The sequence below is a fragment of the Microbacterium sp. genome (assembly GCF_003248605.1).
Taxonomy (GTDB): Bacteria; Actinomycetota; Actinomycetes; order Actinomycetales; family Microbacteriaceae; genus Microbacterium.
In genome coordinates this window covers 1-25,287 of sequence record NZ_QFPF01000028.1, presented here as the reverse complement: position 1 = coordinate 25,287, position 25,287 = coordinate 1, and the positions used below count along the sequence as shown (strand labels likewise).

Annotated in this window: 23 protein-coding genes and 1 tRNA gene; 5 read left to right on the top strand and 19 right to left on the bottom strand. The window is 70.7% G+C overall.

Features of this window, described 5'->3' with window-relative positions:
* The 9 genes from lnt to DI573_RS05940 form a co-directional block, all read right to left on the bottom strand.
* On the bottom strand, positions 1–1,240 hold a 1,240-nt coding region (gene lnt, locus DI573_RS05980), incomplete at its 3' end, for an apolipoprotein N-acyltransferase (protein WP_292811698.1).
* Between the two features lie 50 nt (positions 1,241–1,290).
* On the bottom strand, positions 1,291–3,777 hold the full coding sequence (locus tag DI573_RS05975; RefSeq protein ID WP_292811696.1) for a DEAD/DEAH box helicase: 2,487 nt from the start codon (positions 3,775–3,777) through the stop codon (positions 1,291–1,293).
* Positions 3,774–4,547 carry a twin-arginine translocase subunit TatC gene (tatC, locus tag DI573_RS05970; RefSeq protein WP_292811706.1) on the bottom strand — a complete coding sequence of 258 codons (774 nt, stop codon included), beginning with the start codon at positions 4,545–4,547 and terminating at the stop codon, positions 3,774–3,776. Before tatC ends, DI573_RS05975 begins: the two co-directional genes overlap by 4 nt.
* A 66-nt stretch (positions 4,548–4,613) precedes the next feature.
* Positions 4,614–4,889: a Sec-independent protein translocase subunit TatA gene (gene tatA, locus DI573_RS05965; protein WP_292811694.1), complete on the bottom strand. Its 276-nt coding sequence runs from the start codon at positions 4,887–4,889 to the stop codon at positions 4,614–4,616.
* Between the two features lie 80 nt (positions 4,890–4,969).
* Positions 4,970–5,953, bottom strand: a complete 984-nt coding sequence (locus DI573_RS05960; RefSeq protein WP_292811691.1) for a WYL domain-containing protein — start codon at positions 5,951–5,953, stop codon at positions 4,970–4,972.
* Positions 5,953–6,936, bottom strand: a complete 984-nt coding sequence (locus DI573_RS05955; RefSeq protein WP_292811689.1) for a WYL domain-containing protein — start codon at positions 6,934–6,936, stop codon at positions 5,953–5,955. Before DI573_RS05955 ends, DI573_RS05960 begins: the two co-directional genes overlap by 1 nt.
* 59 nt (positions 6,937–6,995) lie before the next feature.
* On the bottom strand, positions 6,996–7,964 hold the full coding sequence (locus DI573_RS05950) for an FKBP-type peptidyl-prolyl cis-trans isomerase (RefSeq protein ID WP_292811687.1): 969 nt from the start codon (positions 7,962–7,964) through the stop codon (positions 6,996–6,998).
* Between the two features lie 5 nt (positions 7,965–7,969).
* Positions 7,970–9,016, bottom strand: a complete 1,047-nt coding sequence (locus DI573_RS05945) for a tRNA (adenine-N1)-methyltransferase (RefSeq protein WP_292811685.1) — start codon at positions 9,014–9,016, stop codon at positions 7,970–7,972.
* Entirely contained in the window at positions 9,013–9,705 is a 693-nt protein-coding gene (locus DI573_RS05940) for an HAD family phosphatase (RefSeq protein WP_363331344.1), read from the bottom strand. Before DI573_RS05940 ends, DI573_RS05945 begins: the two co-directional genes overlap by 4 nt.
* Before the next feature lie 138 nt (positions 9,706–9,843).
* Between DI573_RS05940 and DI573_RS05935 the strand changes: the two genes are divergently transcribed.
* A complete protein-coding gene (locus DI573_RS05935) occupies positions 9,844–10,710 on the top strand; it encodes a PAC2 family protein (RefSeq protein WP_292811682.1) in 867 nt (288 codons plus the stop codon).
* A gap of 34 nt (positions 10,711–10,744) precedes the next feature.
* Here the strand turns inward: DI573_RS05935 and DI573_RS05930 are convergent, their stop codons facing one another.
* Both DI573_RS05930 and DI573_RS05925 read right to left on the bottom strand, forming a co-directional pair.
* Positions 10,745–11,575 (bottom strand): undecaprenyl-diphosphate phosphatase, encoded by an 831-nt coding sequence (locus tag DI573_RS05930; RefSeq protein ID WP_292811702.1) that lies wholly within the window; start codon positions 11,573–11,575, stop codon positions 10,745–10,747.
* Between the two features lie 67 nt (positions 11,576–11,642).
* Positions 11,643–12,971, bottom strand: coding sequence for a M20/M25/M40 family metallo-hydrolase (locus tag DI573_RS05925; protein ID WP_292811680.1), 1,329 nt, complete (start codon positions 12,969–12,971; stop codon positions 11,643–11,645).
* Between the two features lie 80 nt (positions 12,972–13,051).
* Between DI573_RS05925 and DI573_RS05920 the strand changes: the two genes are divergently transcribed.
* Positions 13,052–13,136, top strand: a tRNA-Leu gene (locus DI573_RS05920).
* 411 nt (positions 13,137–13,547) lie between these two features.
* Here DI573_RS05920 and DI573_RS05915 read toward each other — a convergent pair.
* Both DI573_RS05915 and DI573_RS05910 read right to left on the bottom strand, forming a co-directional pair.
* Complete coding sequence (locus DI573_RS05915) at positions 13,548–14,642, bottom strand: VIT1/CCC1 family protein (protein WP_292811678.1); 1,095 nt, start codon at positions 14,640–14,642, stop codon at positions 13,548–13,550.
* A gap of 121 nt (positions 14,643–14,763) precedes the next feature.
* Complete coding sequence (locus DI573_RS05910) at positions 14,764–16,590, bottom strand: DEAD/DEAH box helicase (protein ID WP_292811700.1); 1,827 nt, start codon at positions 16,588–16,590, stop codon at positions 14,764–14,766.
* 218 nt (positions 16,591–16,808) lie between these two features.
* On the opposite strand from DI573_RS05910, the gene DI573_RS05905 reads away from it, so the two are divergent.
* On the top strand, positions 16,809–17,675 hold the full coding sequence (locus DI573_RS05905; protein WP_292811676.1) for an SGNH/GDSL hydrolase family protein: 867 nt from the start codon (positions 16,809–16,811) through the stop codon (positions 17,673–17,675).
* 37 nt (positions 17,676–17,712) lie between these two features.
* Here the strand turns inward: DI573_RS05905 and DI573_RS05900 are convergent, their stop codons facing one another.
* The gene (locus tag DI573_RS05900) at positions 17,713–18,516 is read right to left on the bottom strand and encodes an RNA methyltransferase (RefSeq protein ID WP_292811673.1); all 804 of its coding nucleotides are present in this window, start codon (positions 18,514–18,516) and stop codon (positions 17,713–17,715) included.
* Positions 18,517–18,608: 92 nt separating this feature from the next.
* Between DI573_RS05900 and DI573_RS05895 the strand changes: the two genes are divergently transcribed.
* Positions 18,609–19,472 (top strand): Sir2 family NAD-dependent protein deacetylase, encoded by an 864-nt coding sequence (locus tag DI573_RS05895; RefSeq protein ID WP_292811671.1) that lies wholly within the window; start codon positions 18,609–18,611, stop codon positions 19,470–19,472.
* Between the two features lie 28 nt (positions 19,473–19,500).
* On the top strand, positions 19,501–20,112 hold the full coding sequence (locus DI573_RS05890) for a histidine phosphatase family protein (protein WP_292811669.1): 612 nt from the start codon (positions 19,501–19,503) through the stop codon (positions 20,110–20,112).
* 63 nt (positions 20,113–20,175) lie between these two features.
* Here the strand turns inward: DI573_RS05890 and DI573_RS05885 are convergent, their stop codons facing one another.
* From DI573_RS05885 to DI573_RS05865, 5 genes are all read right to left on the bottom strand, one after another.
* Positions 20,176–20,985, bottom strand: coding sequence for a CoA ester lyase (locus DI573_RS05885; protein ID WP_292811667.1), 810 nt, complete (start codon positions 20,983–20,985; stop codon positions 20,176–20,178).
* Complete coding sequence (locus DI573_RS05880; protein ID WP_292811665.1) at positions 20,982–21,518, bottom strand: MaoC family dehydratase; 537 nt, start codon at positions 21,516–21,518, stop codon at positions 20,982–20,984. Before DI573_RS05880 ends, DI573_RS05885 begins: the two co-directional genes overlap by 4 nt.
* Before the next feature lie 10 nt (positions 21,519–21,528).
* A complete protein-coding gene (locus DI573_RS05875; RefSeq protein ID WP_292811663.1) occupies positions 21,529–22,683 on the bottom strand; it encodes an acyl-CoA dehydrogenase family protein in 1,155 nt (384 codons plus the stop codon).
* Positions 22,673–24,652, bottom strand: a complete 1,980-nt coding sequence (locus tag DI573_RS05870) for a biotin carboxylase N-terminal domain-containing protein (RefSeq protein ID WP_292811661.1) — start codon at positions 24,650–24,652, stop codon at positions 22,673–22,675. Before DI573_RS05870 ends, DI573_RS05875 begins: the two co-directional genes overlap by 11 nt.
* A 5-nt stretch (positions 24,653–24,657) precedes the next feature.
* On the bottom strand, positions 24,658–25,287 hold a 630-nt coding region (locus DI573_RS05865; protein WP_292811659.1), incomplete at its 5' end, for a carboxyl transferase domain-containing protein.

Here is a 25,287-nt window from a genome sequence, read left to right as displayed (position 1 = left end):
CATTGTTGGTCTGGAACATGTACACCTGCGCGCCGTCTCGCGCTCCCTCGTGGATGACGTCGTCGTAGATGACGTCGAAGCAGATCGCCAATCCCACGCCGACACCGTCGACATCGAACACGGGGGCGTTCTGCCCGGGTGTGTACTCGCGCTGGATCAGCCCGATCAGATCCGGTGCGAGTGCCTCAAAGAACCACCGGTCGGGCACGTACTCGCCGAAGGGCACGGGTTTGCGCTTGTCGTGGTACTGCACCGGGTTGGATTCGCCCGCCCGCCACAGCATCGAGGTGTTGAAGATCTCGTCGCCGCGCTGGGTGGCCGCATTGACGATCAGAGGGGCGTCGGCCAGCGACGACAGCGAGTCCAGCGTGCGCGCCGTCGACGCGTTCTGCGTCGGATCCGAGTCGATCCCGCCCTCGGGCCACAGCAGCACGTCGAGATCGTCGTCGATGATCGGCTGCGTGGCGGCGAGCTGGGCGCGCAGCACATCTCCGGGTGCGCGTTCGTCGAAGTACCCGGAGGGGCCGTTGCCCTGCACGCTGCCCACACGCATCGTCCCCGCCGTCGCCGTCGCGAACTGCGGAGTGAGCAGGAGCACGGTCGCCAGCACGAGCGTCGGCAGTGCGGTGCGCACATCGCGCAGATGCCGCAGTCGCGCCCACTCGATCGCGGCGGCGCACACGGCCACCATCAGAAACGTCAGGCCGGTGACACCGACCCACGAAGACACGTGCGCGAGGGGGCTCTCGGATTGACTCATCCCCATCCGCGCCCACGGAAATCCCGTGTACGGCCACGAGCCCATGAACACCTCACGCGCCGTCCAGAGTCCGGCCACGAGCAGCGGTAGGAGGACGAGTCGACCCGTCCGCGCGGGCATCACCCGCGGCATCCATCGGTACGCCAGCGCGATCGGAAGCGAGCCGACGGCCCAGAAGACGGCCTCGAGCCCCGCGAGGGCGAACCAAGGCACGAGACCCAGGTAGCGCGTGATCCAGAGGATGTGCACGAAGTAGAACGACGCGCCGAACACCGCCCCCACGAGCAGAGCCGACCACGCACTCCGGCCGACGAGCGACACGAGCGCGAGCGAGATCCCGACGAACGCCAGCGGCCACACGCCGACGGAGGGATACGCCAGATCGAGCACGGGACCTCCCACGGCGGCGGCGATCAGGGCCGCCCAGAGGGGGAGGAGGGGCTTCGTGCCGGTGCGCGGCGAAGCGGAGGTCACGGGCACGCCTTCCAGCCTAAACGCGCGCGAGAATGCGCCGGGCGGGATGCGGGAGCTCACACGCCGGAGTAGGCCACGATGCCGCGCCGCACGGCGTCGAGCGCGTCGCGCGCCGTGCCGGCGAGGGGCGCGTCCGCGACGATCGAGAGCTGATCGAGAAGATCTATCGTCTGCTTGGTCCAGCGTACGAAGTCCCCCGCCGCCATATCGGCGTCATCGAGCACACGATCCAGGGGCATTCCGCGCGCCCAGGCCCGCATCGCGCGGGCCAGACCCGTCGCGAGCGGCTCGGACCCCGGGAGCCGGTGATCCCGTTCGATATCGTCGAGCCGCGACCAGAGATCCTGCGTCGCGCTGAGCGCCGCCCGAAACTCCCCTCCGGGCAGTCCCCGCTCCCCCGGTCCCGCCTCGTCGCGGCGCGGTTCGAAGACCAGACAGCTCGCGAGAGCGGCGAGAGATGCGGCATCGAGCCGATCCCAGAGGCCCAGACGAAGCGATTCGGCCACGAGCAGATCGCGTTCGCCGTAGATGCGCCGCATCGTCTTGCCCGCCGGGGTGAGGAAGACCCGGCCGTCGCGCTCGCGAAGGTACTCGAGCGCGCGCAGCACATCGGTGACCCGGTCGAACTGCCGCGCGACGGTGCCCGTGCGGCTGTCGATCTGCCGGCGCAGGGAATCGACCTGCCGCTTCAGCTTCCAGTACCGCTCCCCCCATCGCGCGTGCGCTTCACGGTCGGGGCACGTGTGACACGGGTGGCGCTGCATGCGCGTGCGCAGGCTCTTGAGCTGGGCCTGCCGACGTTCGCGAGCACCGCGGCTCGCCCCGGCATCCGTCCGATTCTGCTTCTCGAGATCGCTCAGCTCGCGTCGGATGCCCGAGTACTCGGCGAAGTCTCCGCGGTCGCAGGTCATCGCCTGCGCGTAACCTGCCAACGACTCCTCCTGCTCGCGCACCTGCCGCGCGAGGCCGACGACCGCACGGTCGGCCTGGAACTGGGCGAACGAGGACTCCAGCAGCTCGCGGGCCCGACCCCTGCCGTACCGGTCGATGAGGTTGACGGCCATGTTGTAGGTGGGCCGGAAGCTCGAGTGCAGCGGGTAGGTGCGACGCGACGCCAGCGCCGCGACCTGCTGGGGATCCAGACCCTCGGTCCACTGGATGACCGCGTGTCCCTCGACATCGATGCCCCGCCTGCCGGCGCGCCCGGTGAGCTGCGTGTACTCCCCCGACGTGATGGCGACCCGCGCTTCGCCGTTGAACTTCTCGAGCTTCTCGAGCACGACCGTGCGCGCGGGCATGTTGATGCCGAGAGCCAGGGTCTCGGTCGCGAAGACCGCCTTGACGAGCTTGCGGCGGAAGAGCTCCTCGACCACCTCTTTGAAGGCCGGCAGGAGCCCCGCGTGGTGGGCGGCCACGCCCCGCTCCAGGTTCTCGCGCCATTCCCAGAAGCCGAGCACGGCCAGATCCTCGTCGGGCAGCGTGCGGGTGCGCTCCTCGATCACGGCCCGGATCTCGGCACGATCCTCGGGGGACGTCAGGCGCAGCCCGCTTCGGCGCACTTGCTGGACCGCGCCATCACACCCCGCACGGCTGAAGATGAAGAAGATCGCCGGCAGCAGGTTGCTGCGTCCGAGCAGCTCGACGACATCGGGGCGGTCGAGTCGCTCGATCCGCTGGACGTTGCCGGGCCGCACCGGCCGGTGGTGACCGCGGTCGGGCCGACGACGCGAGGGCTCGTATCGGCCGGTCTGACGGTCGCTGTTGCGAGCGTGCGCGCGACGGTTGTTGTCGAGGTTCGCCCCTTTCGGCGAGCGGATGCGCATCAGCTCTTGATTCACCTGCGCGGTGGCCACCCCCGCGCGATCGTCGAAGAGAGGCAGCAGGTCTCCCCGCACGAGGACGTGCTGTTCGAGTGGCACGGGCCGGGTCTCGGAGACGATGACCTCGGTGTCGCCGCGTACGGTGTCGAGCCAGTCGCCGAACTCCTCGGCGTTGGAGACCGTCGCAGACAGCGACACGAGGCGCACGTCGCGGGAGAGGTGGATGATGACCTCCTCCCACACTGCGCCGCGGAACCTGTCCGCGAGGTAGTGGACCTCGTCCATCACGACGAAGCGCAGGTCGCGCAATGCCGGCGAGTCGGCGTAGAGCATGTTGCGCAGCACCTCGGTGGTCATCACCACGACGCGGGCGTTGCCGTTGATGTTGACATCGCCCGTGAGCAGCCCGACCTCGTCTGCGCCGTACACCTCCTGCAGCTCGCGGAACTTCTGGTTCGACAGGGCCTTCATCGGTGTCGTGTAGAAGGCCTTGCCGCGATCGCTCTGCATGGCGAGATGGACGGCGAACTCCCCCACGATCGTCTTGCCCGCTCCGGTCGGGGCCGCCACGAGCACGCTGCGCCCCTCTTCGAGGGCCTGGCACCCCGCGACCTGGAAGGGGTCGAGGTCGAACCGCTGCGCCTGAGCGAACGCGGAGGTGAGGGGATGCCGGTGCGCCTCCCGCGCGGAGGCGTACCTCTCCGCGGGGCTCGGGATGCTCACCCGGGCGTCCCCGCGGCCAGCAGCGCGGCGTCGCGCTTGCGGCGGCGGCGGTCGAAGAGCAGAGAGAGTCCGGCGGCCGCGAAGTACAGCACGATCATGATGCCCATGAGCAGAAGCATCGAGGTGACATCCGCCGCCGGCGTCGCGAGCGCCGAGAAGACGGCGGCGATGAGGACGGCGACCCGCCATCCCTTGAGGATCGCCATCCCGCTCATGACGCCCGAGATGTTCAACGCCACGAGGAAGACGGGAAGCACGAACGCGCAGCCGAGGACGATGAAGAACTTGAAGACGAAGTCGTAGTAGGTGTCGTAGGCGAACAGCAGCGCCGAGCCGTTGGGCACGAAGGATGCCATCAGCTCGATCACGTGCGGGATGATGAAGAAGCCCACGACGCACCCGGCGAAGAACAGCGGGATGGCGGCCCCGATGAACGACCAGGTATAGCGGATCTCTTTGCGCGTGAGGCCCGGCATCACGAACGCCCACAGCTGCCAGAGCCAGACCGGTGCCGAGATGAGCAGGCCGATCGCGAACGCGATGCGGATGCGCAAGTCGAAGCCGCTCGTGACGGTCGTGAAGTTCAGAGCGGTGAGCGCGTCGCCCTGCATCTCGAGTCCGCGGCGTTGCGCCACCTCGAGGATCGGCTCGTTGAGCAGGGAGATGATTCCGTCGGTGATGAAGAAGGCCACCACCATGCCGGCGATCAGTCCGAGGGCTGCGATCATCAGCCGACGACGCAGCTCGACAAGGTGGGCGCCGAGCGACATGCGCTTGTCGCGGCGCGGTTCGTCATCCCCGACGGTCACGCCCGCAGCGGTCGTGGCCACGGCAGCCTACGGCTTTGTGTCGGAAGACGCGCCCGGTGCAGGGGGCGTCGAACTCGCCGAGGCGTTCTGCCCGAGCGAGGGATCGTACGGCGGGGTGCCGACCGTCTGCTCGGTCTTGCCCTCGGAGTGATCTTCGTCCTTCATCGCCTTCATCTCGCCCTTGAAGACGCGAGCGGACTGGCCGACGCTCTTGGCCAGTGCGGGGAGCTTGGCCGCACCGAAGAGCAGCAGGATCACCGCAAGAAGAATCAGCAGGTGCCAGCCGTTGAGGTTTCCCAACATGGTGCTCTCCGTCTCACGTGAGGATGCGGTCCGCCCAGTCTAACCCGCGGATGCCGCGATGGCCGGGAGCCTCAGGCCGCTCACTCGTACTGCGCAAGCCCCTGGCGCGCCCAGGCGATGCTCGCTTCGCGCGCTTCGCTGGGCGCGACGACCTCGACGGCCCCGCCCCGGCGGGCCGCGAGGCGCTTGAGCTGCTGTGGGTCCGCGACCCGCAGCACCGCGGAGGACAGCGGCTCACCCGGGGTGACCTCGGCGAAGTCGAGGTACTGACCGAGCAGGGGCGCGGCATGAGGGACGAATCGGATCGACGCCTCGAGCGCCCCGTCCGCCCGAGTGAACACCTCGGTCTCGGGATCGTCGTGGTGCGCGGCGGGAATGTCCGTGACCACCACGTCGCTGACCCGGTCGAGGTGGAAGGTGCGCATGTCGCGGCGCAGATGACACCAGCCCCGCAGGTACCACTGATCGTCGGTGACGACGATGCGCACCGGGTCCACCGTGCGAGTCGTGGCCTCGGCATCCGGCTTTCGATGCGTGAAGGACACCGCTCGCCCCCGGTCGAGGGCGTCGCGCACCGCGGACCGCACGTCGTCGATGGGGTCGGCGGTGACGACCAGCTCCGTCGGCGCCGCGCTCGCCCCGCGCGCGAGCTTTGCGATGAGCGCCGGGACGACGCCACCGCCGGCGACTCCCGGGGCCGACTGCGCGAGCTGCAGTCCCGCCAGCAGTGCCGCGGCCTCGCGGGCGGTCAGCCGGGGCGCCCGTTCGAACGCGACGGTGTTCAGCAGCTGCAACTCGTCGCTCTGATCGAGCAGGTCCCAGTCGATGTCGAAGAGCTCGTTGTGCATACCGCCCGGCAGACCGATCACGACCAGACTCTCCGCGAGGGCCCGGAGGGTGTCGGGGTCGACGTCGAGATCGCGCGCCGCCTCGACGACCGGCACCGGACCGCGCTCGACGAGATAGGGCACGAGATTCATCACGAGCGCCACGCGGTCGATCGCGACCATGGCGACGGGCCGTGGCAGGGAGCCGCGCGCCCCGCCCTGGGAAGGAACCGACATCAGCTCGCCTCCCCGTGCGCGGACAGCGTGCGCTGCAGCCGCAGGATGACCTGCGCCCGCAGGGCCTCGGGCCCCTCGACGAACACTTCGGGTCCGTAGGAGGCGAGTTCGTCGGCCAGCACGTGCACGTCGATGAACGGCACGTGCACCTGGTCGCCGCGCCGTTCGCCGCGCCGTCGCAGTCGCAGCGCCGCCTCCGTGCCCTCCTGCACCCGGAGCACGGCGGTGTTGCGCGCCGCGACCTGTTCGAGCCCTCGGCGCGCTCGCTCCCCCGCACCTGCTCGCGCGGCGGGATCGAAACGCTGCCGCGTCGGCTCGATGTCGCCGACGATGCGAGAGAGCAGGAAGGTCCGCTCCTGGGCCAGGTCGCGGTCGTATCCGTAGACGTGCCAGCGTCCCTCGACATCGATCAGGGCGTGGGGCTCGAGAGTGCGCAGGCGGGGGACGTCGTCGCCGGGCTTGACGTAGGTGAAGCGCACGACCCGCCCCTGATCAGCGGCCTGGCGCAGCGCCGGGAAGGCGGCATCCCGCGCCGTGATCCGGGGCGCGAAGCCGATGATCGGCTCGTCGACCTCGATACCCAGAGCGCGGATCTTGCGCAACGCGGACCGCGCCTCGCCCGAGATGGAACTCTCGCCCCATACCGCGGCGGCGACGTTGAGCACCGCCACCTCGGCGGGGGTGAACTCGAGGTCCTCGGGCAACACGTACTCGGCCTTGGGGATGACGTAGCGCGCCTCGCGCAGATCGTCGGGGTCGGCGGCGTCACCGAGCGTGTGGATGGGTACACCGAGCTCGCGAAGGGCATCCTTGTCGCGCTCGAACATCTTCTCGAGCGCGTCGACGCTGCGCCCTTCGGCGCGCGCCTCGCGGTATCCGGACACGCTCGAGAGGATCTGCTCCTTCGTCAGCCCGTAGCGATGCGCCATGAGCGCGACGGTGAGACTGAGCAGCCGCTCCTCGGGCGCGATCTTCTCCGGCACGCCCCAATCCTAGGTCGGCGCTCCCGCGTCCGGCGCGAGCGCGACGCCGCCGGGACGGACTATCCGGCGGGAGCGTCGATGCCGAGGATGTCGACGACGAAGACGAGCGTCGACCCACCCGGGATGCTGCCGGCATCGTCGTCGCCGTACCCGAGCTCGGGCGGGATCACGATCAGCACCTGCGAGCCGACGGTCTGCCCCTCGAGAGCCTGCCCGAAGCCTTCGACGACCTGATCGAGTTCGAACGACGCGGGAGTCTTGCCCTCGTCCCACGTCGAGTCGAACACGGTGCGGTCGTCCCAGAGGACGCCGGTGTACGCCACGCGCACCGGGGCGTCGCCCGTGACGATCTCGCCGCGTCCCTTCTTGAGCACCTGCACCTGGAGGTCGGACGGGGGCGCGGTGTCGGGAACGATGATGCCGGGGCGCCCGTCGGGTGCGCGGACGACCGAGGGCATGCCGTGGCCGGTCACGAACTGGTCGTCGCCGTCCGCCTTGTCGAGGTAGACCTTGCGCAGGTCGGTGACGACGATGGCGGTCGCTCCCGGTGCAAGCCCCAGTCCCTCGGCGGTCTGTTCGTCGAGATCGCCGGAGGGGATCACGCTCACGACGCGGCCGCCCTCGCGCGCGCACGCCAGTGACTGCTCGAGCGTGGGGAAGATGCCCGTCCACTGAGTCAGGGGCGCCGCGTCGAGCGTGCCGTCGAAGGGCGTCGAGACGAGCTGCTCGCCGCTCTCGCCGTCGAAGACAGCGAGGTCGAAGACCACCAGCTGGTCGTCGGTGCGAATGGCCGTCCCCTCGCCGGTGAGCACATCGGCCCACATCGTGGAATCCGTCTGCACGGGGGTGTAGGCCTCGAGCTCGGGCATCTCACCAAGGTCGCCCTCGACGCTCACGAGCTCGGCGACGGCCGAATCCGGCGACACCTCGCGCTCGCACGCGCCGCCGGAGGGCTGCGCCGAGGCGCAGCCGACGAGTCCTAATCCGACGAGGCCGACGGCTGCCACCAGAGCGGGAAGTCTACGCACGCGCATCAGTCTAGGCCGTCGTCCGACGTCGCCCCGTGGGGGTCGTCGCCCGCAAGCGGTCCGCCGTCGAGGCGGGCATCTGCCGCCTTGCGTGCCTCGCGGACCCGCTTGCGCAGGTTCTTGTCGGTGATCTCGCGGTCACCGACGGCACCCGGGGTCCACAGCTCGACATCCTCGTCGCCGTAGCTCGACTTGGATGCGCGACGCTTGACCTCGGGGGGCACTGCGCCGGGGGCAAGGCGACGCGCCGAGATCAGAAAGCCGGTGTGCGCAATCATGCGGTGGTCGGGTCGCACGGCGAGGCCCTCGACGTGCCAGCCGCGCACGATCGTCTCCGAAGCCTCCGGATCGGTGAACAGCCCCGTGCCGCGGAGGTACTCCGCGACGCGTGAGAGCTGCGTCGCCGTCGCGACGTAGCAGAGCACGACACCGCCGGGAGTGAGGGCGTCCGCGACGACGTCGATGCATTCCCAGGGCGCGAGCATGTCGAGCACGACGCGGTCGACGGCGCCGGGCGGCAGGGCATCGGGGAGATCTGCGGCGAGGTCGCCCACACGCACCTCCCACCGTTCGGGGTGCTCGCCGAAGAACGTCTCGACGTTCGCCGTCGCCACCTCGGCGAACTCGGGCCTGCGCTCGAACGAGACCAGTCGCCCCTCGGGTCCGACGGCCCGCAGCAGCCAGAGGGAGAGCGCGCCGGATCCGACCCCCGCTTCGACGACCGTGGCCCCGGGGAAGATGTCGGCCTCGGCGAGGATCTGCACGGCATCCTTCGGATACACGATGGCCGCACCGCGCGGCATCGACATGACGAAGTCGCGCAGCAGAGGGCGCAGGGCGAGGTACTCGTGTCCTGAGCTGTTGACGACGACGGAGCCGTCGGGAGCGCCGATGAGGGCCTCGTGCGTGAGGACACCGTGGTGGGTGTGCAGCTCGCCGCCCTCGCGCAGCGTGATCGTGTGCCGGCGCCCCTTGGGGCCGGTCAGCTGCACGCGGTCTCCGAGGCCGAACGGCCCGCTCTGACGGGGGGCGGATGCGGGAGCCGCGCTCATGCGCCGTGCTCCGCGCCCGCGTGCCGGGCGTGTCGGGTCAGCAGATCCTGGAGCGTCGCCGGCGTCTCATCGGCCAGCGACGGCGAGAGCCGGTTCGCGCCGGTGCCCTCGAGCGAGACGATGTTGGGTACACCCAGGACAGCACCGCCCGCCGCGACGGCGGAACGGACGCCGTTCGGCGAATCCTCGATGGCCACGGTCTGCCGGATGTCGACCCCCAGCTCGTCTGCTGCCATCAGATACGGGTCGGGGAACGGCTTGGGACGGCTGACGTCGTCGCCCGCGATGACGAGATCGAAGGCGTCGAAGTCGATCAGTTCGACGATCGACAGCGCCATCCTGCGCATCGACATCGTCACGAGCGCGGTCGGGATCCCCGCCTCCTTCAGGGCGAAGAGCAGCTCACGCGCACCCGGGCGGAAGGGGACGCCCTCGCGGGCGAGGGATTCGAGCACGCGATCGGTGAGGGTGTCGACGATCTCGGGGACGCTCAGCCGCACACCGGCGGCCTGGAAGATGCGGGCCGCGTCATCGAGGCCGAGGCCCACGAGCTGCAGCGCCTGCTCGTGCGACCACGTGCCTCCGAAGCTCTCGACCAGCGGCGTCTCAGCGGCCATCCAATGGGGTTCGGTGTCGACGAGAGTGCCGTCCATGTCCCAGAGGACCGCGCGCAGAGGGGGGTGAGTCACCCGCCCCATGCTACCGACGCGCCCGAGGCCCGCCTGATACCCCTGTCCGCGCGACCGCCTATCCTTGAGGGAACCCGCGCGGGGGTGCAGGATGCTCGATTCTGCACCGCAGACCCGCAGAGCCAGTCGGGAGGCGTGGTGGATGGACTCGGACGCAGAGTGCTCGTGGCGGCATTCGACGGCTGGAACGACGCGGGAGAGGCGGCAACGGCTGCGGTCGCCGCGCTGCGCGAATCCGGCGAATACGAAGCCGTGCACTCGGTGGATCCCGAGCTCTACTTCGACTACCAGTACACCCGTCCCCACATCGCGATGGATGCCGAGGGCCGCCGCCAGCTGACCTGGCCCGAGACGACGATCCTGCGCCCGGCGCGGCGCACACGGGGCACGCAGCTCTGGCTGCTCACCGGGGTCGAACCCGCCCGCGCCTGGCAGGCCTTCGCCGCCGAGCTCATGGACGTCGCCCTGCGCGAAGACATCACCGGATTCGTCGCGCTGGGGTCGATGATGTCCGACGTGCCGCACACCCGGCCGATCTCGGTGTTCGCGGGCAGCGACAACGACCGGGTCCGCGACCACCTCGGCATCGACCGCAGCACGTACGAGGGCCCGGTCGGCATCCTGTCGGTGCTCGCCGAGGCGGCCGAACGTGCGGGAGTGCCCTCCGTCGGCCTGTGGGCGAGCGTCCCGCACTACGTCGCTGGCCACACGCCCTCCCCCAAGGCGACTCTGGCGCTGCTCGATCGTCTCGAGGACATCACCGGCGCACAGATCCCGCGCGGGGACCTGCCCACGCAGTCGGCGACCTGGGAGGCCTCCATCGACGCGGCGGCGGCCGACGACGAGGAGATGACCGAGTACATCCGCAGCCTCGAGCGCACGCGCGACACGTGGGACTCCCCCGAGGCGTCGGGAGACGCGATCGCCGAGGAGTTCGAGCGCTACCTGCGCCGCGGCGGCGGCGACGGACCGCGCAAGCCCCCTCGGGACGACCCGCGGCGCTGAGTCGCCGCGAGGGCTCGCGTCGGCTCAGCCGGACTCAGTACGGCTGCAGCACGCCCAGCGACAACAGCACGATCAGCAGGGCGCCGAGCGCGAGGCGGTAGATCACGAACGGCAGGAAGCTGCCCCGCTTGAGGTACTGCATGAGGAACGCGATCACGGCCAGTCCCACACCGAACGCGACAACGGTGGCCCCGGCCGTGTCGATCAGCGAGTAGGGGCCGCTCGGCTCCTCGAACGCCTGGAGCAGCTCGTAGAGCCCCGAGCCGAACACGGCAGGCACGGCGAGGAGGAAGGCGTACTCGGCCGCCGCGGGCCGGGTGTAGCCGAGCGCGAGCCCGAGGGTGGTCGTCGCGCCGGAGCGGGACACCCCCGGGATGAGTGCGAGGGCCTGCGCGAAGCCGAGGCCCAGGCCGTGCGGGTAGGTGAGGTCGCTGAGCTGACGGCGGCGGGAGCCCCATCGATCCGCCGCGCCGAGGAGCAGACCGAAGCCGATCAGGACGATGGCCACGAGCCACAGGTTGCGGAAGGTGCCGCGGATGACGTCCTGGAAGAGGAACCCGAGCACCCCGATCGGGATGGTGCCGATGATGATCAGCCATCCCATCCGCGCATCCGGATCATTGCGGGGCACGGCGCCGGTCAGCGACTTCGCCCATCGCGAGATGATCCGCACGATGGTTCCCCAGAAATAGACCAGCACGGCGAGCTCGGTGCCGATCTGGGTGATGGCGGTGAACGTCGCGCCCGGGTCCTCGGCCGAGGGCAAGAACTCTCCGACGATGCGCAGGTGGGCGCTCGATGAGATCGGCAGGAACTCGGTCAACCCCTGCACGATGCCGAGGATGAGGGCTTCGATGAACTGCATGGCGCCTTCCGGGTTGGTCGCAGCGATGCGGGAGTGATGAGGGATGCCGGGTCCCGGCATCCGCGGATCAGCAGGTGCGGATCAGATCGGTCAGCACGCGCTGACCGAATTCGAGCGACGCGATCGGCACGCGTTCGTCGACACCGTGGAACATGCCGGTGAAATCGAGGTCGGCGGGCAGTCGCAGCGGTGCGAACCCGAAGCCGGCGATGCCGAGTGAGGCGAGAGCCTTGTTGTCGGTGCCGCCGCCCATCAGGTACGGGATGACGGGGGCGCCGGGATCGTGCCGGCCGAGGGCCGCGACCATCCGCTCGACGAGGTCGCCGGAGAACGGCACCTCGAGACCGATGTCGCGATGCACGGTCTGGATCTCGACGTCGTCACCGATGATGCGGCGGATGTCGGCGAGGGCGGCATCCTCCGTGCCGGGGAGTACCCGCACGTCGATGAGCGCTTCGGCGCGATCCGGGATCACGTTGTGCTTGTACCCCGCCGTGAGCCCCGTGGGGTTGGCGGTCGTGCGCAGCGTGGAGCGCAGGAAGCCCTGTGCAGGGCCGGTGTACGCGGCGAGGGCGTCCGGGTCGGCGTCGGATTCTCCCGTGATCTCGGCGAGGCGCGCGAGCAGCTGCGTGGTCGTCTCGGTCAGACGCACCGGCCACTCGGTCCGACCGAGCGCCGCGACCGCCTCGGCCAGGCGGGTCACGGCATTGTCTCCGTGCAGGCGCGAACCGTGCGCGGCGCGGCCGCGGGCGACGAGCCGGATCCAGAGCAGCGCCTTCTCCCCCACCTGCAGCAGATACGCACGCCGACCGGCGACATCGATCGAGTAGCCGCCGACCTCGCTGATCGCTTCGGTCGCGCCGGCGAACCACTCGGGCCGATCGCGCACCACAAGCTGCGAGCCCTCGACGCCGCCGTTCTCCTCGTCGGCGAAGAAGGTGAGGATGAGATCACGATCGGGCTGTTCGCCTGCGCGCAGCAGCTCGGCGACCGACGTCAGGATCATGGCGTCCATGTCCTTCATGTCCACCGCCCCCCGACCCCACAGCATCCCGTCGCGCACGAGACCCTCGAAGGGATCGACGCTCCATCCCTCGGCGGGCGCGGGCACGACATCCAGATGACCGTGCAGGATGAGCGCCGGCCGATCGGGATTCTTGCCCGGCACACGCGCGGTGACGTTGGTGCGCCGCGAAATCGGCTCGAAGTAGTGGGTGATGAGCCCGAGGGATTCGAGATAGGCGCCGACGTATTCGGCCGCCTCACGCTCCCCGGACGCTCGGCCGCCGCCCCAGTTCTGGGTGTCGATGCGGATGAGGTCGCGGGCGATGCGGGCCACTTCCGGCAGCGCGGCGGGATCGCTCGCGTTGGCGGCGGGTGCCGTGGGCCCTGACATGCGCACCAGGCTACCCGGGTCGGGAGGACGCCCCGGAACATGCTAGGCTCGATCCTCGGTTGCGAAAGCAACTCACCCATGCGCGGGTGGCGGAATAGGTAGACGCGCTAGCTTGAGGTGCTAGTGCCCGTATAGGGCGTGGGGGTTCAAGTCCCCCCTCGCGCACAGAACGAAAAAGGGTCCCGAAAGGGGCCCTTTTTTGTTGTGCGACAGTGTCGGCGCGACGCCCCTGGTTGGGGCCACGCGGCGCGGCGGGAACGAGCACAGGAGACGGCGCCGAAACAGGACGCATTGACGTGCAGCATCCTGTTCTGGGCGCATCTCCTGTTCTCGCGGCGTGCCGTACGTCGTACCCGGCGGCGGCCCGATCTGCGTGCCCGCGACCGGGTGCGATGCGACCCCACATTTCTGCAGCGAGCCACCACGCGTCGGAGGTGGGCTCGCTGCAGAGATGCGGGCTCGCTGCAGAAATGTGGGCTCGCTGCAAAAATGTGGGCTCGCTGCAGGAATGTAGGTTCGGCTCAGCATGCGCGGCCGCGGACCATGTCCGGCGGTGCAGCGGACGGACACCCGGGGCTACGCGGCCGTCACCCCGAACAGCAGGCCGAGCGCGTAGGTGATGGCGGCGGCGCCGAAGCCGATCGCGAGCTGGCGCAGCGCGCGCCGCAGCGGCGGCGCTCCCGAGAGCAGGCCGACGGTCGCCCCCGTTGCCAGCAGGGCGATTCCCACGAGCACCAGCGCGAGGACGACGGCCGCCACACCGCTCAGGCCGAGGATCCAGGGGAGCACCGGGATGATCGCGCCGGACGCGAAGAACAGGAAGCTCGATGTCGCGGCGCCCAGTGCGCCGCCGACGACCTCGTGGTCTCCCGAATCCCCGCGCGGACTGCGGTAGGGCTCGGCACGGTCGGCTGAGCGCGCCGCCTCGACGACCGCGCGAGCGCGCTCGATCGCCTCATCCGGCGTCAGGCCGCGCGTGCGGTAGACCAGGGCCAGCTCGTTCGCGTCGAGATCGAGGTCGGGCAGCACGTCGTCGGCGAAGTCATTCGGCTCGGTCGAGTCGAGCAGCTCGCGCTGTGAGCGCACGGAGACGAACTCCCCCGCACCCATGGAGAGCGCCCCGGCGAGCAGGCCCGCGATTCCGCTGAAGAGCACGAACTGCGGAGCGACCCCCGTGGCACCGATGCCCATGACGAGCGCGAGGTTGGAGACCAGGCCGTCGTTGGCGCCGAAGACGGCGGCGCGGAATGTGCCCGACAGTCGACGCCGGCCCCGCGCGGCGAGTCCGCGGACGACCTCGTGGTGGATCTTCTCATCGGCGCGCATGGCCGCGGTCGCGAAACGTTCGGTGTCGTACGGCGAGCGAGCCTCGGCGTTCTGTGCCAGCGCCAGCACGAAGATCGAGCCGAATCGGCGCGCCATCCACGCCAGCATCCGTGTTCCTGCCCCGGGCCGCGGCAGGCGAGCCGGCTCGCCCCCGAGAAGGGTCAGCCAGTGCGCCTCGTGACGCCCCTCGGCGGCGGCGAGGGCCAGGAGGATGTCGCGCTCTTCGCCGTCGCGTCGCGCGGCCAGATCGCGATACACGCGCGCCTCGGCGCGCTCGTCGACGAGGTACCGCGTCCACCGTCGACGGTCGGCGGCGGTCGGGGTCTGCATCGCGGGCGCGATCATGCGGCCTCCAGATCGGCGGCGGGGGTCGGGGGGATGCCTCCACCGTAGGATCCGCATCGCGGCGTCACCGTCGATATCCCCGGATTGACAGCATTTCGGGGTTCCGAACCCGACCCGGTCGCTAGGAGCGCACCCGCTTGCGCAGCACCTCGATACGCGCCTGCAGCTGCGTGACCGTCGCGTGCGAGACCGCCGGCCCGCCGCAGATGCGACGCAGCTCGGCGTGTACGAGACCGTGCGCCTCGCCGCTCTGACGCGCGTAGAGGCCGACGAGGCTGTTGAGCAGTTGGCGCTGCTCCTTGAGCGTGCGGTGCAGCGCCTGCGGCGGGGCTGACTCCACGGTCTCGACCGTCTCACCGGAGGCGCCCTCGGCTGCCTCCCGCACCTTGCGGTGCCGCGTCTGCCGCGCCTGTCGCTGCATGAGCAGCTCGTGCACATGCTCGGGCTCGAGCAGTCCGGGCAGCCCCAGGAACTCCTCCTCTTCGGGCGTTCCGGGTACGGCGAGCTCGCCGAACTCCCGGCCGTCGAACATCACCCGATCGAAGTGCGCCAGCGAGCCGAGTGCCTGGAACGAGAACTCCTCCGTCAGGGAGTCGGAGGCCTTGTCCTCGCGCTCCGCGGCGTCCATGAGGTCGTCATCGAGTGCCCATTCGTCGTCGCCCTCGCTGTCGCGGTCGAGGGCGTGATCACGCTGACGTTCCATCTCGCCGGCCAGGGCGAGCAGCTGCGGCACGTTGGGCAGAAAGATGCTCGCCGTCTCGCCCCGGCGGCGGGCACGGACGAACCGCCCGATCGCCTGGGCGAAGAACAGCGGGGTCGACGCACTCGTCGCGTAGACGCCCACCGCCAGGCGCGGGACGTCGACACCCTCGGAGACCATCCGCACGGCGACGAGCCAGCGCGACGTCGACGAGGAGAACGTCTCGATGCGGGAGGAGGCCTCGGCCTCGTCCGAGAGCACGATCGTCGGCTGCTCCCCCGTGAGCCGCGCGAGGATCGCGGCGTAGGCGCGGGCGGCCGTCTGGTCGGTCGCGATGACCAGGCCCCCCGCGTCCGGAATCTGCTCCCGCACCTCGGTCAGGCGACGGTCGGCGGAGCGGAGCACCGCCGGAATCCAGTCGCCGTCGGGGTTCAGCGCCGTGCGCCACGCCTGAGCGTTGACGTCTTTGGTGTTGTCTTGGCCGAGATGGGCCTCCATCTCATCGCCCGTGCGCGTGCGCCAGCGCATCTTTCCGGCGTAGACGAGGAACATCACCGGACGCACGACGCCGTCCTCGAGCGCTCGCCGGTACCCGTACGCGTAGTCGGTGCGGGAGAGGCGGATGCCCTTCTCATCGGGCAGGTACTCCACGAACGGGATCGGCGCGGTGTCGCTGCGAAACGGGGTGCCCGACAGCAGCAGCCGACGGGTCGCGCGACCGTAGGCCTCGCGCAGCGCATCACCCCAGCTCAGCGCGTCACCGCCGTGGTGCACCTCGTCGAGGATCACCAGCGTGCGCGCATCGTCGACCAGCCGCTGATGGATGGATGCCTTCACCGCGACCTGCGCGTAGGTCACCGCGACGCCGTGGTAGTGCCGTGCGGGCATCGCGTGCCGGTTGCTGAACGCGGGATCGAGCCGCAGCGACACGCGCGCGGCGGCATCCGCCCACTGCGTCTTGAGGTGCTCGGTGGGTGCCACGACGACGATGCGCGTGACCACGCGCCGGCGCAGGAGCTCCGTCGCCAGTCGGAGCGCGAAGGTGGTCTTGCCGGCGCCGGGTGTCGCGGCCGCGAGGAAGTCGCGTGGGCCCTTGCCCGGTCCGTCGGGGCCGTCGAGCGCGAAGTACTCGTCGAGGGCCTCGGCCTGCCAGGCGCGCAGACGCTGCGCTGTTCCCCAGGGGGCGCGCTGGGGGTAGGACGGCGAGAGGTGCTCGGCGGCGAAGCTGCCCACGTGGGCGCCCGGCATCTCTTCGGTCACGACACCCCCTCCCTCCGGCGCGGATCGGTCGCGCACGCCGACCGCGCACGCGGATCGGGACCCTCCCCGTGCCGACTGACCACGATAATCGACGCCCCCGACAGCCCGAGGCGGGCGCCCGCCGTTTCTCGGGGGAGCACTGACCGATCGACCGGGCGGCATGCCGGCGTTAGGGTCGATAACGGTCACGAACCGAGGAAAGAGCCATGTCAGACACAGATCACGTGCTCCCCCGCGTCGGCGACGACGTGAATGCCGGCCCACATCCCTGGCGGCGTTTCGTCGCCATCGGCGATTCGTTCACCGAGGGTATCGGCGATCCCGAGCCCGCCTCGCCCGGCGGTCATCGCGGCTGGGCCGACCGTGTCGCCGAGGTGCTCGGCTCACAGGTGCCCGATTTCGCGTACGCCAATCTCGCGGTGCGCGGGAGGCTCATCGGCCAGATCGTCGCGGAGCAGATCGATCCCGCGCTCGCCCTGGCTCCCGACCTGGTCACCCTGTGCGCGGGGGGCAACGACATCATCCGCCCCGGTGCCGACCCCGACACCGTCGCCTCCATCTTCGAGGATGCGGTCGTGCGCCTGGCCGGCACGGGCGCGACGGTCGTCATCTTCACCGGTATCGACGTCGGCTGGCAGCCCGTCTTCCGCTCGATGCGCGGCAAGATCGCGATCTACAACGAGAACCTGCGCTCCATCGCCGACCGCTACGACTGCGTCGTCGCCGACCAGTGGGCGCTGAAAGAGATCCAGGACCCGCGCTTCTTCGATGCCGACCGTCTGCACCTGAACTCCCTCGGTCACCACGAGGTCGCGCGGATGGTGCTGCGTGCGCTCAATGTGCCGAACGATCTCACTCCCATGCAGCCCGACCCCTACCCGGTCACGACGTGGCGCACCGCCCGCGCGAGCGACCTCGTGTGGGCCCGCACCCACCTCGTGCCGTGGGTGCTCCGGCGGCTGCGGCACGAATCGTCGGGCGATCGGATCACCGCGAAGCGCCCGGATCCCGCTCCTGTGCAGTTCCTCGCACCGGGCCGGGATGCTGCAGCAGAGCGGGGCGAGCAGGTCTGACGCCGCGCAGCACGGCCGCCCGCCCGCCACCGCGAACTCAGCGCGCGCGCAGCTCCCACATCGCTACGGCGCTCGCGGCCGCGACGTTGAGCGAGTCCACGCCTCCCGCCATGGGAATCGTCACGATCGTGTCGGCCGCGTCGAGAGCGCGCCGGCTGAGGCCATCACCCTCGGCTCCGACGACGAGCGCGACACGCTCGGGTGCGCCGGCGGCGAAGACGTCCAGCGGAACGGCGTCCTCGGTCAGGGCGAGCGCCGCGATGTGCCAGCCGGCGTCGTGCAGGAGTTCCCGGGCGTCACGCCACTCGGGAAGGCGCGTCCACGCCACCTGGAACACGGTTCCCATCGACACCCGGACGCTGCGCCGGTAGAGCGGATCGGCGCAGCGCGGTGTTACGAGCACGGCATCGGCCCCGAGCGCCGCCGCGGCGCGGAAGACGGCGCCGACGTTGGTGTGGTCGACGAGGTCTTCGAGCACGACGACGCGCCGCGCCCCCGCCAGCACGTCGACGACGGGCCTGTCGGTCGGGCGGTGCATCGAGGCCAGCATCCCGCGGTGCACCGCGTATCCCGTGACACCCTCGACGACCTCCGCGGATGCGAGAAGCACGGGAACGTCGCGGTCGTGGAGCAGAGCCTCGACCTGCGGCATCCACTTCTCCTGCGTGAGCACCGAGCGCGGCTCATGCCCGGCGGCGAGGGCGCGCGCGAGAACCTTCGCGGATTCGGCGAGGTAGAGCCCGCCCGCGGGCTCGAGCACGCGACGCAGGGCCACATCGGTGAGGTCGCGGTAGTCGCTCAGCCGGGGGTCGGCGGGATCGGTCACCTGCTCGATGCGCATCGGCATCCTCTCGTCGGCACCGCTCCACGGTACGCGTAACATCCCGGTAAAGCCCGCCGTCTACACTGAGCCACCCGAGGAGGGACTCTGCGATGGTCTTCACCGCGCCAGGCGAGGTCGCCTTCGACCCTGCCACGTCGGCCCTGATCGGCCGGGCGATAGACGCCCTCGCCGGGAGGCGCGTCGCGGTGCTCACGGGCGCCGGGGTCTCGACGGATTCGGGCATCCCCGACTATCGCGGCAAGGGCGCGCCCACGCGCACCCCGATGACGGCGCAGCAGTTCGTCGCCGACGCCGGCGCGCGTCGTCGGTACTGGGTCGGCAGTCACCTCGGCTGGAAGGCGTTCGCCGCCGCCCGGCCCAATGCCGGGCACACCGCCGTCGCGGAGCTCGAGGCGCAGGGGGTCGCGGCCGGGGTCATCACGCAGAACGTCGACGGTCTGCACGTGCGCGCCGGCAGCAGCCGCGTGGTCGAGCTGCACGGCACGATGCGCCGCGTGTTCTGCACGCACTGCGGGCAGGTGTTCGACCGGCGTGACATCGCCGAGCGCGTCGAGGCCGACAACCCGTGGGTGGCGGTGCCCGACAACGTGCCGTTGGGGCCGGACGGCGACGTCCTCCCCGAGAGCACCGACGGATTCGTGGTGCCGGACTGCAGCGTCTGCGGGGGGATGCTCAAGCCCGACGTCGTCTTCTTCGGCGAGTTCATTCCGGCCGAGAAGTTCCGCGAGGCCGAACAGCTCGTGCACTCGAGCGACGCGCTCCTCATCGCCGGATCCTCGCTCGTGGTCAACTCCGGCATCCGGCTGGTCGAGCGGGCGCGCCGTCGCAAGCAGCCGGTCGTGATCGTCAATCGCGGCGTGACCCGCGCCGACGGCAAGGCGACCGTCAAGATCGATGCGGGAACCAGCGAGGTGCTGCGCACTCTGGCTCGGGCGCTCCCCGCCGCGCGCTGACGCCGTCGGGCCCGGGTAGGCTCGAGGAGTGACGATCCTCACCCTCGTGCGCCACGGACAGACCGACTGGAACCTCGCCCGACGCATTCAGGGAGAGACCGATGTCCCGCTCAACGACACGGGGCGCCGGCAGGCGGGGGATGCTGCGTCCGCACTTGCGGAGATGCTCGATCTCACCCGCCCCACGGTCGTCGTCGCGAGCGACCTGAGCCGCGCGGGCGAGACCGCCGAGATCATCGCCGACCGGCTCGGTCTCGACGCACCGCGCAAGCGATACCGCGAGCTGCGCGAGCGCGCCTACGGAGAGGCCGAGGGCGTGTTCATCGAGGATTTCCTCGCGCGCTTCGGCAGCTGGGACCGCGACAACATCCCGGGCGCCGAGACGCGCCCGGAGCTGCGCGCCCGCGGCGTGCGGGCCCTGCGCCGCGTCGCGCGCGATGTGCGGAGCGAGAGCGCGCCGACCGCGGCATCCGTCATCGTCGTCGCCCACGGCGCTCTGATCGGCGAGATGATCCGCCACGCGAGCGGCGACACGCTGCCGTTGGCGGGTGAGCGGATCGAGAACGGATCGGCTCACATGTTCCACATCGACGGGGACGCGCTGCGTCTGCTCTCGTACTCCGCGGTCGCCGCGGCGTAAGCCCCGGCGGAGGCTTCCTCGCGCGGCGATCAGCCCGCTCGGGCGTTCAGCCCGCTCGGAAGATCAGCCCGCTCGGGAGATCAGCGTGCGCGCGTGCCGCAGGACGGGCTCATCGACCATGCGTCCCTCGTGGACGAAGACTCCGGGCTGTCCTTCGGCGGCCGCGACCAGGCGTCTTGCCCGGGCCAGATCCGAGGGCGCGGGCCGGTATGCGGCGCGGATGATCCCGACCTGACCGGGGTGTATGCACGCGCTCGCGGCGAACCCCGACGCGGCCGCGTCGCGCGCCTCTCTCCGCAGCCCCTTGTCGTCGGCGATGTCGAGGTGCACGGCATCGATCGCGTCGATACCCGCGGCGCCCGCGGCCAGCAGGACCTGCGACCTCGCATGCCGGGCGATGTCACGGTAGCGGCCGTGGCGCTTGCGGCTCGAGGTGCCGCCGATGCTTGCGACGAGGTCTTCCGCGCCCCACATGAGTGCCGTCACGTTCGCGAGTCCCGCGAGCCGTTCGGCCGCGAGGACGCCCTTCGCGGTCTCGCACAGGGCGATGACGCGGAAGCGGGGGTCGACCCTCGCGATCGGCGAGGCCTGCTCGGCCTTGGCGACCATGATCGTGCGGTAATCGGTCTGGGCGAGGGTTGCGAGGTCGGCAGCGTACGCGGCGGAGCCCGGAGCGCTCACCCGCACGATCACGCGGTCGGGGTCGAGCGCGGATTCGATGACGGCACCGCGCGCCAGGACCTTGGCGTCGGCCGCGACGGCGTCCTCGAGATCGAGGATGACAGCATCCGCGCGCTCGAGCGCCTTCTCGAATCGCTCGGGCCGATCGGCGGGGCAGAACAGGAGGGCGGGTCCATGCTCGAGAACACTCATGCTCGCGCTCCCCCATCGGCCTCGGGCGCGTGAGGACGGCACCACATCAGCGCGGAGCGTTCGGCGATCGCGACGATCCGACCCTGCTCGTTTCGCGCCGTGTGCCGCATCGTCGCAACTCCCTGCCCCGGCCGCGACTGCGAATGCCGCGCATCGATGACGACGGTCTCGGCCGTGATGGTGTCGCCGACGAACAGCGGATTCGGAAACCTCACCTCGCGCAGCCCGAGCTGCGCCACGAGGGTGCCCTGCGTCAGCTGCGCGACCGAGAGGCCCACCATGGTCGCGAGCGTCCAGAACGAGTTCATCAGGGTGCGCCCGAAGGGCTGCGTCGCCGAGAAGGCGGCATCCAAGTGCAGCGCCTGCGGATTCATCGTCAGCGTGGTGAACAGGACGTTGTCGGCCTCCGTGGCGGTGCGGCCGGGGGTGTGCACGTAGCGCACGCCGACCTCGAGCTCGTCGAACCACAGTCCGCGCTGGTGGATGCTGCGTTCCGATCCCGCGTCCGACCCGACGTCTGCCGCCTCGCTCATGCCGGCCACGCTACCCCGCGAGTCCGAGCGAGCGGGCGATGACGAGCAGCTGCACTTCGGACGTGCCCTCGCCGATCTCGAGGATCTTGGAGTCGCGATAGTGCCGCCCGACCGGATACTCGTTCATGAAGCCGTAGCCGCCGAACAGCTGGGTCGCCTCCCGGGCGTTGTCCATCGCGGCCTCGCTCGCGACGAGCTTGGCCACGGCGGCTTCGGCTGCGAACGCCCGCCCCGCGCCGTGCAAGCGCGCCGCGTGGTGCCAGGCGAGGCGCGCCGTGTGGACGCGGGCCTGCATGCGCGCGATGGTGAACTGCGCGTTCTGCCGCGTGGCCAGCGGTGCGCCGAAGACCACACGGTCCCTCGCGTGGGCGAGTGCCGCCTCGAGGCAGCCCAGGGCCGCCCCCGTCGCGAGGGCCGCGATGGCGACGCGCCCCTCGTCGAGGATCTGCAGGAATCCCGAGAATCCGCGCCCCTGTTCGCCGAGCAGGTTCGCGGCCGGCACGCGGGCGCCCTCGAACCACAGCGGGTGCGTGTCGGAGGCGCGCCAGCCGACCTTGTCGTAGGCCGGTCCCACGGTGAATCCGGGCGTGCCGGAGGGCACGATGATCGTGGAGATCTCTTCCCGCCCATCCGCCCGCTCGCCCGTCACGGCCGTGATCGTCACGAAGCTCGTGATGAGGGTGCCCGAGTTGGTGATGAACTGCTTTGCTCCATCGATCACCCACTCGTCGCCGTCGCGGCGGGCGGTGGTGCGCGTGGCGCCGGCATCCGACCCCGCGTCGGGTTCGGTGAGCCCGAACCCGGCGAGAGCCGTTCCGGCGAGCAGATCGGGCAGGAGCCGTGCGCGCTGCTCCGCAGTCCCGAAGCGGTGCACGGGCATCGCACCGAGGCTCACCGCCGCCTCGAGGGTGATCGCGATCGACTGATCGACGCGCGCCAGCTGCTCGATCGCGATGCCCAGCGCGAACAGGTCGCCGCCCTGCCCTCCGACGTCCTCCGGGAAGGGGAGCCCGAACAGTCCGAGCTCGCCCATGCCCGCCACGACATCCAGAGGAAGGGTGTGATCACGATCCGCCTCGTACGCACGGGGCGCCACGACGTCGTCGGCGAAATCGCGCACCATCGCCTGCAGCGCCCGCTCCTCCTCGCTCAGGTCATACTCCATCCGATGCCTCCTCGTCACGCACTCGCACCCGACCGGAGCCGTCCGGCTCCTCGGGCGCGACCAGCGTCGCGACGATCTCGTCGCGACCGACCCGGGCGCCCTGACCCACCCGCAACCGCACGATGCCGGCGTGGGAGGCGCTGACGGGGTGCTCCATCTTCATGGCCTCGATCGTGACGATCCGCCCGCCCTCGTCGACCCGCGCGCCGTCGGCGACGTGCACGGACGTGACGATTCCGGGCATCGGCGCCCGGAGTTCGCCGTACGTCCCCGTCGCCGCGCGGTCCCGGGGCGTGCGCTGACGGGCGGATGCCGCACGCCGGTCGATCGGAGTCAGTCGGAGCGCTTCGCCGTCGGCGTGGATCCAGACATCGTCGCCGGCGATGAGGATCTCCGCACCGTGCGCGTCGACGGCCCGCCCCGGCGTCACGCGGACGTGGGCCTCCCCGCGACCGGTGTCGAAGCCGACGGCGACCCCGATCTCGCCGTCCAGACGCCACCCGCCGCGCTCCCGCCACAGCGGTGACGCGTCTTCGGCATGGGTGGACTGCGCTCGCGCCGCGATCCACGCGGAGGCCGCCCGCTCGAGCGTGGTCACGGAGGGGGTGGGGTCCGGCAGCGGCGCCTGACGCTCGATGAGCCCCGTATCCAGCTCGCCGGCATGCACGGCAGGGTCGGCCAGAAGCGCCCGCAGGGCGGGTATGTTCGTCTCGATCCCCAGCAGGATCGTCTCGGCGAGTGCGCTGTCGAGACGTTCCAGCGCCTGGGTGCGATCGACTCCGTGCGCGATGATCTTCGCCACCATCGGATCGTAGAAGGCCGGTACGTCCGCGCCGGATTCGATGCCGGCATCCACCCGCACTCCCTCACCCCGCGGCGCACGCCAACGCCCCACCGTGCCCGTGGATGGCAGAAAGCCCCGACGGGGATCCTCCGCGTAGATGCGCGCCTCGATCGCGTGCCCCGACGATCGCGCGTCGTGCACTGCGGACGGGAGGGGCTCACCGGCGGCGATCCGCAACTGCTGTTCGACCAGGTCGATGCCGGTCACGAGCTCCGTCACCGCGTGCTCGACCTGCAGCCGCGTGTTCATCTCGATGAAGAAGAACTCGTCGGGCGCGTCCGCCGACACGAGGAACTCGACGGTGCCGGCGCCCTCGTAGTCCACACTCGCGGCTACTCGCAGCGCAGCATCCCCCAGCCGCTCCCGCAGGGCCGCATCGACGAGGGGCGAGTGAGCCTCCTCGATGACCTTCTGATGCCGGCGCTGCAGGGTGCACTCGCGCTCACCCAGATGGATGAGTGTGCCGTGGGCGTCGCCGAGCACCTGCACCTCGATGTGGCGCGGCCGCTCGATCAGCCGCTCGAGCAGCAGGGCGTCGTCGCCGAAGGCCGCACGCGCGACGCGTCTCGCCGACGCCAGCGCTTCGGGCAGGTCGCGACGGTCGCGCACGATCTGCATGCCTTTGCCTCCGCCGCCCGCGGAGGGTTTGATCAGCAGGGGAAAGCCGAGGGATGCCGCCGCGTCGGCCAGCTGCGTCTCGTCCAGGTCTGCCCCCGAGCGGCCCGGGATGACGGGCACGCCGTGCGCGGCGACGTGCTCGCGAGCGGCGATCTTGTCGCCCATGATCTCCAGAGCCCGCGTCCGGGGGCCGACGAAGACGATGCCCGCATCGGCGCACGCGCCGGCCAGCACAGGACTCTCGGAGAGGAAGCCATAGCCGGGATGCACGGCCTGCGCTCCGGTGAGCAGGGCCGCCTGAACGACGGCGTCGGCGCGCAGGTACGAGTCGGCGGCCGGTGCCGGTCCCAGCCGCACCGCCTCGTCCGCCGCACGCGCATGCGGTGCCGATGCATCGGCGTCGCTGTAGACCGCGACCGAGCGGATGCCGAGGCGACGGAGTGTGTGCACGATGCGCACGGCGATCTCGCCGCGGCCCGCGACGAGCACCGATTCGAAGAGGGGCATGGCGCTCACATCCGGAACACGCCGAAGCGCGGGTCGGGCAGCGGGCAGCGCGACACGACATCGAGGGCGAGCCCGAGTGCGTCGCGGGTCACGGCGGGATCCAGGATGCCGTCGTCCCAGAGCCGCGCGGTCGCGTGATACGGGTCTCCCTCGCGCTCGTAGCGCTCCCGGATAGGGGCGCGGAACCCTTCCTCGTCGTCGGCGGACCACTCCCCTCCCTCGGCCTCGAGTCGCTCGCGTCGTACGGTCGAGAGCACCGCGGCCGCCTGCGCGCCGCCCATGACCGAGATGCGGCTCGCCGGCCACGACCAGAGGAAGCGCGGCGAGTACGCCCGCCCGCACATGGCGTAGTTGCCGGCGCCGAAGGAGCCTCCGACGATCACCGTGAGCTTGGGCACGCGGGTCGTCGCAACGGCCGTCACCATCTTCGCGCCGTCCGCGGCGATGCCACCCGCCTCCGCGTCCGCCCCGACCATGAAACCCGAGATGTTCTGCAGGAACAGCAGCGGGATCCCGCGCTGGTCGCACAGCTCGATGAAGTGCGCGCCCTTCCGAGCCGAGTCCGAGAACAGCACCCCGTGGTTCGCGAGGATGCCCACCGGGTGGCCGTGCAGCCGGCCGAAACCCGTCACGAG

What these genes read in the sequence shown, in the direction of transcription:
- tatC (WP_292811706.1), bottom strand. Translation starts at nt 4,547, where the DNA reads ATGTCGCTCGGCGCCCACCTTGTCGAGCTGCGTCGTCGGCTGATGATC.
- tatA (WP_292811694.1), bottom strand. Translation starts at nt 4,889, where the DNA reads ATGTTGGGAAACCTCAACGGCTGGCACCTGCTGATTCTTCTTGCGGTG.
- DI573_RS05960 (WP_292811691.1), bottom strand. Translation starts at nt 5,953, where the DNA reads ATGTCGGTTCCTTCCCAGGGCGGGGCGCGCGGCTCCCTGCCACGGCCC.
- DI573_RS05945 (WP_292811685.1), bottom strand. Translation starts at nt 9,016, where the DNA reads ATGAGCGCGGCTCCCGCATCCGCCCCCCGTCAGAGCGGGCCGTTCGGC.
- DI573_RS05930 (WP_292811702.1), bottom strand. Translation starts at nt 11,575, where the DNA reads ATGCAGTTCATCGAAGCCCTCATCCTCGGCATCGTGCAGGGGTTGACC.
- DI573_RS05925 (WP_292811680.1), bottom strand. Translation starts at nt 12,971, where the DNA reads ATGTCAGGGCCCACGGCACCCGCCGCCAACGCGAGCGATCCCGCCGCG.
- DI573_RS05915 (WP_292811678.1), bottom strand. Translation starts at nt 14,642, where the DNA reads ATGATCGCGCCCGCGATGCAGACCCCGACCGCCGCCGACCGTCGACGG.
- DI573_RS05910 (WP_292811700.1), bottom strand. Translation starts at nt 16,590, where the DNA reads ATGCCGGGCGCCCACGTGGGCAGCTTCGCCGCCGAGCACCTCTCGCCG.
- DI573_RS05905 (WP_292811676.1), top strand. Translation starts at nt 16,809, where the DNA reads ATGTCAGACACAGATCACGTGCTCCCCCGCGTCGGCGACGACGTGAAT.
- DI573_RS05900 (WP_292811673.1), bottom strand. Translation starts at nt 18,516, where the DNA reads ATGCGCATCGAGCAGGTGACCGATCCCGCCGACCCCCGGCTGAGCGAC.
- DI573_RS05895 (WP_292811671.1), top strand. Translation starts at nt 18,609, where the DNA reads ATGGTCTTCACCGCGCCAGGCGAGGTCGCCTTCGACCCTGCCACGTCG.
- DI573_RS05885 (WP_292811667.1), bottom strand. Translation starts at nt 20,985, where the DNA reads ATGAGTGTTCTCGAGCATGGACCCGCCCTCCTGTTCTGCCCCGCCGAT.
- DI573_RS05880 (WP_292811665.1), bottom strand. Translation starts at nt 21,518, where the DNA reads ATGAGCGAGGCGGCAGACGTCGGGTCGGACGCGGGATCGGAACGCAGC.
- DI573_RS05875 (WP_292811663.1), bottom strand. Translation starts at nt 22,683, where the DNA reads ATGGAGTATGACCTGAGCGAGGAGGAGCGGGCGCTGCAGGCGATGGTG.
- DI573_RS05870 (WP_292811661.1), bottom strand. Translation starts at nt 24,652, where the DNA reads ATGCCCCTCTTCGAATCGGTGCTCGTCGCGGGCCGCGGCGAGATCGCC.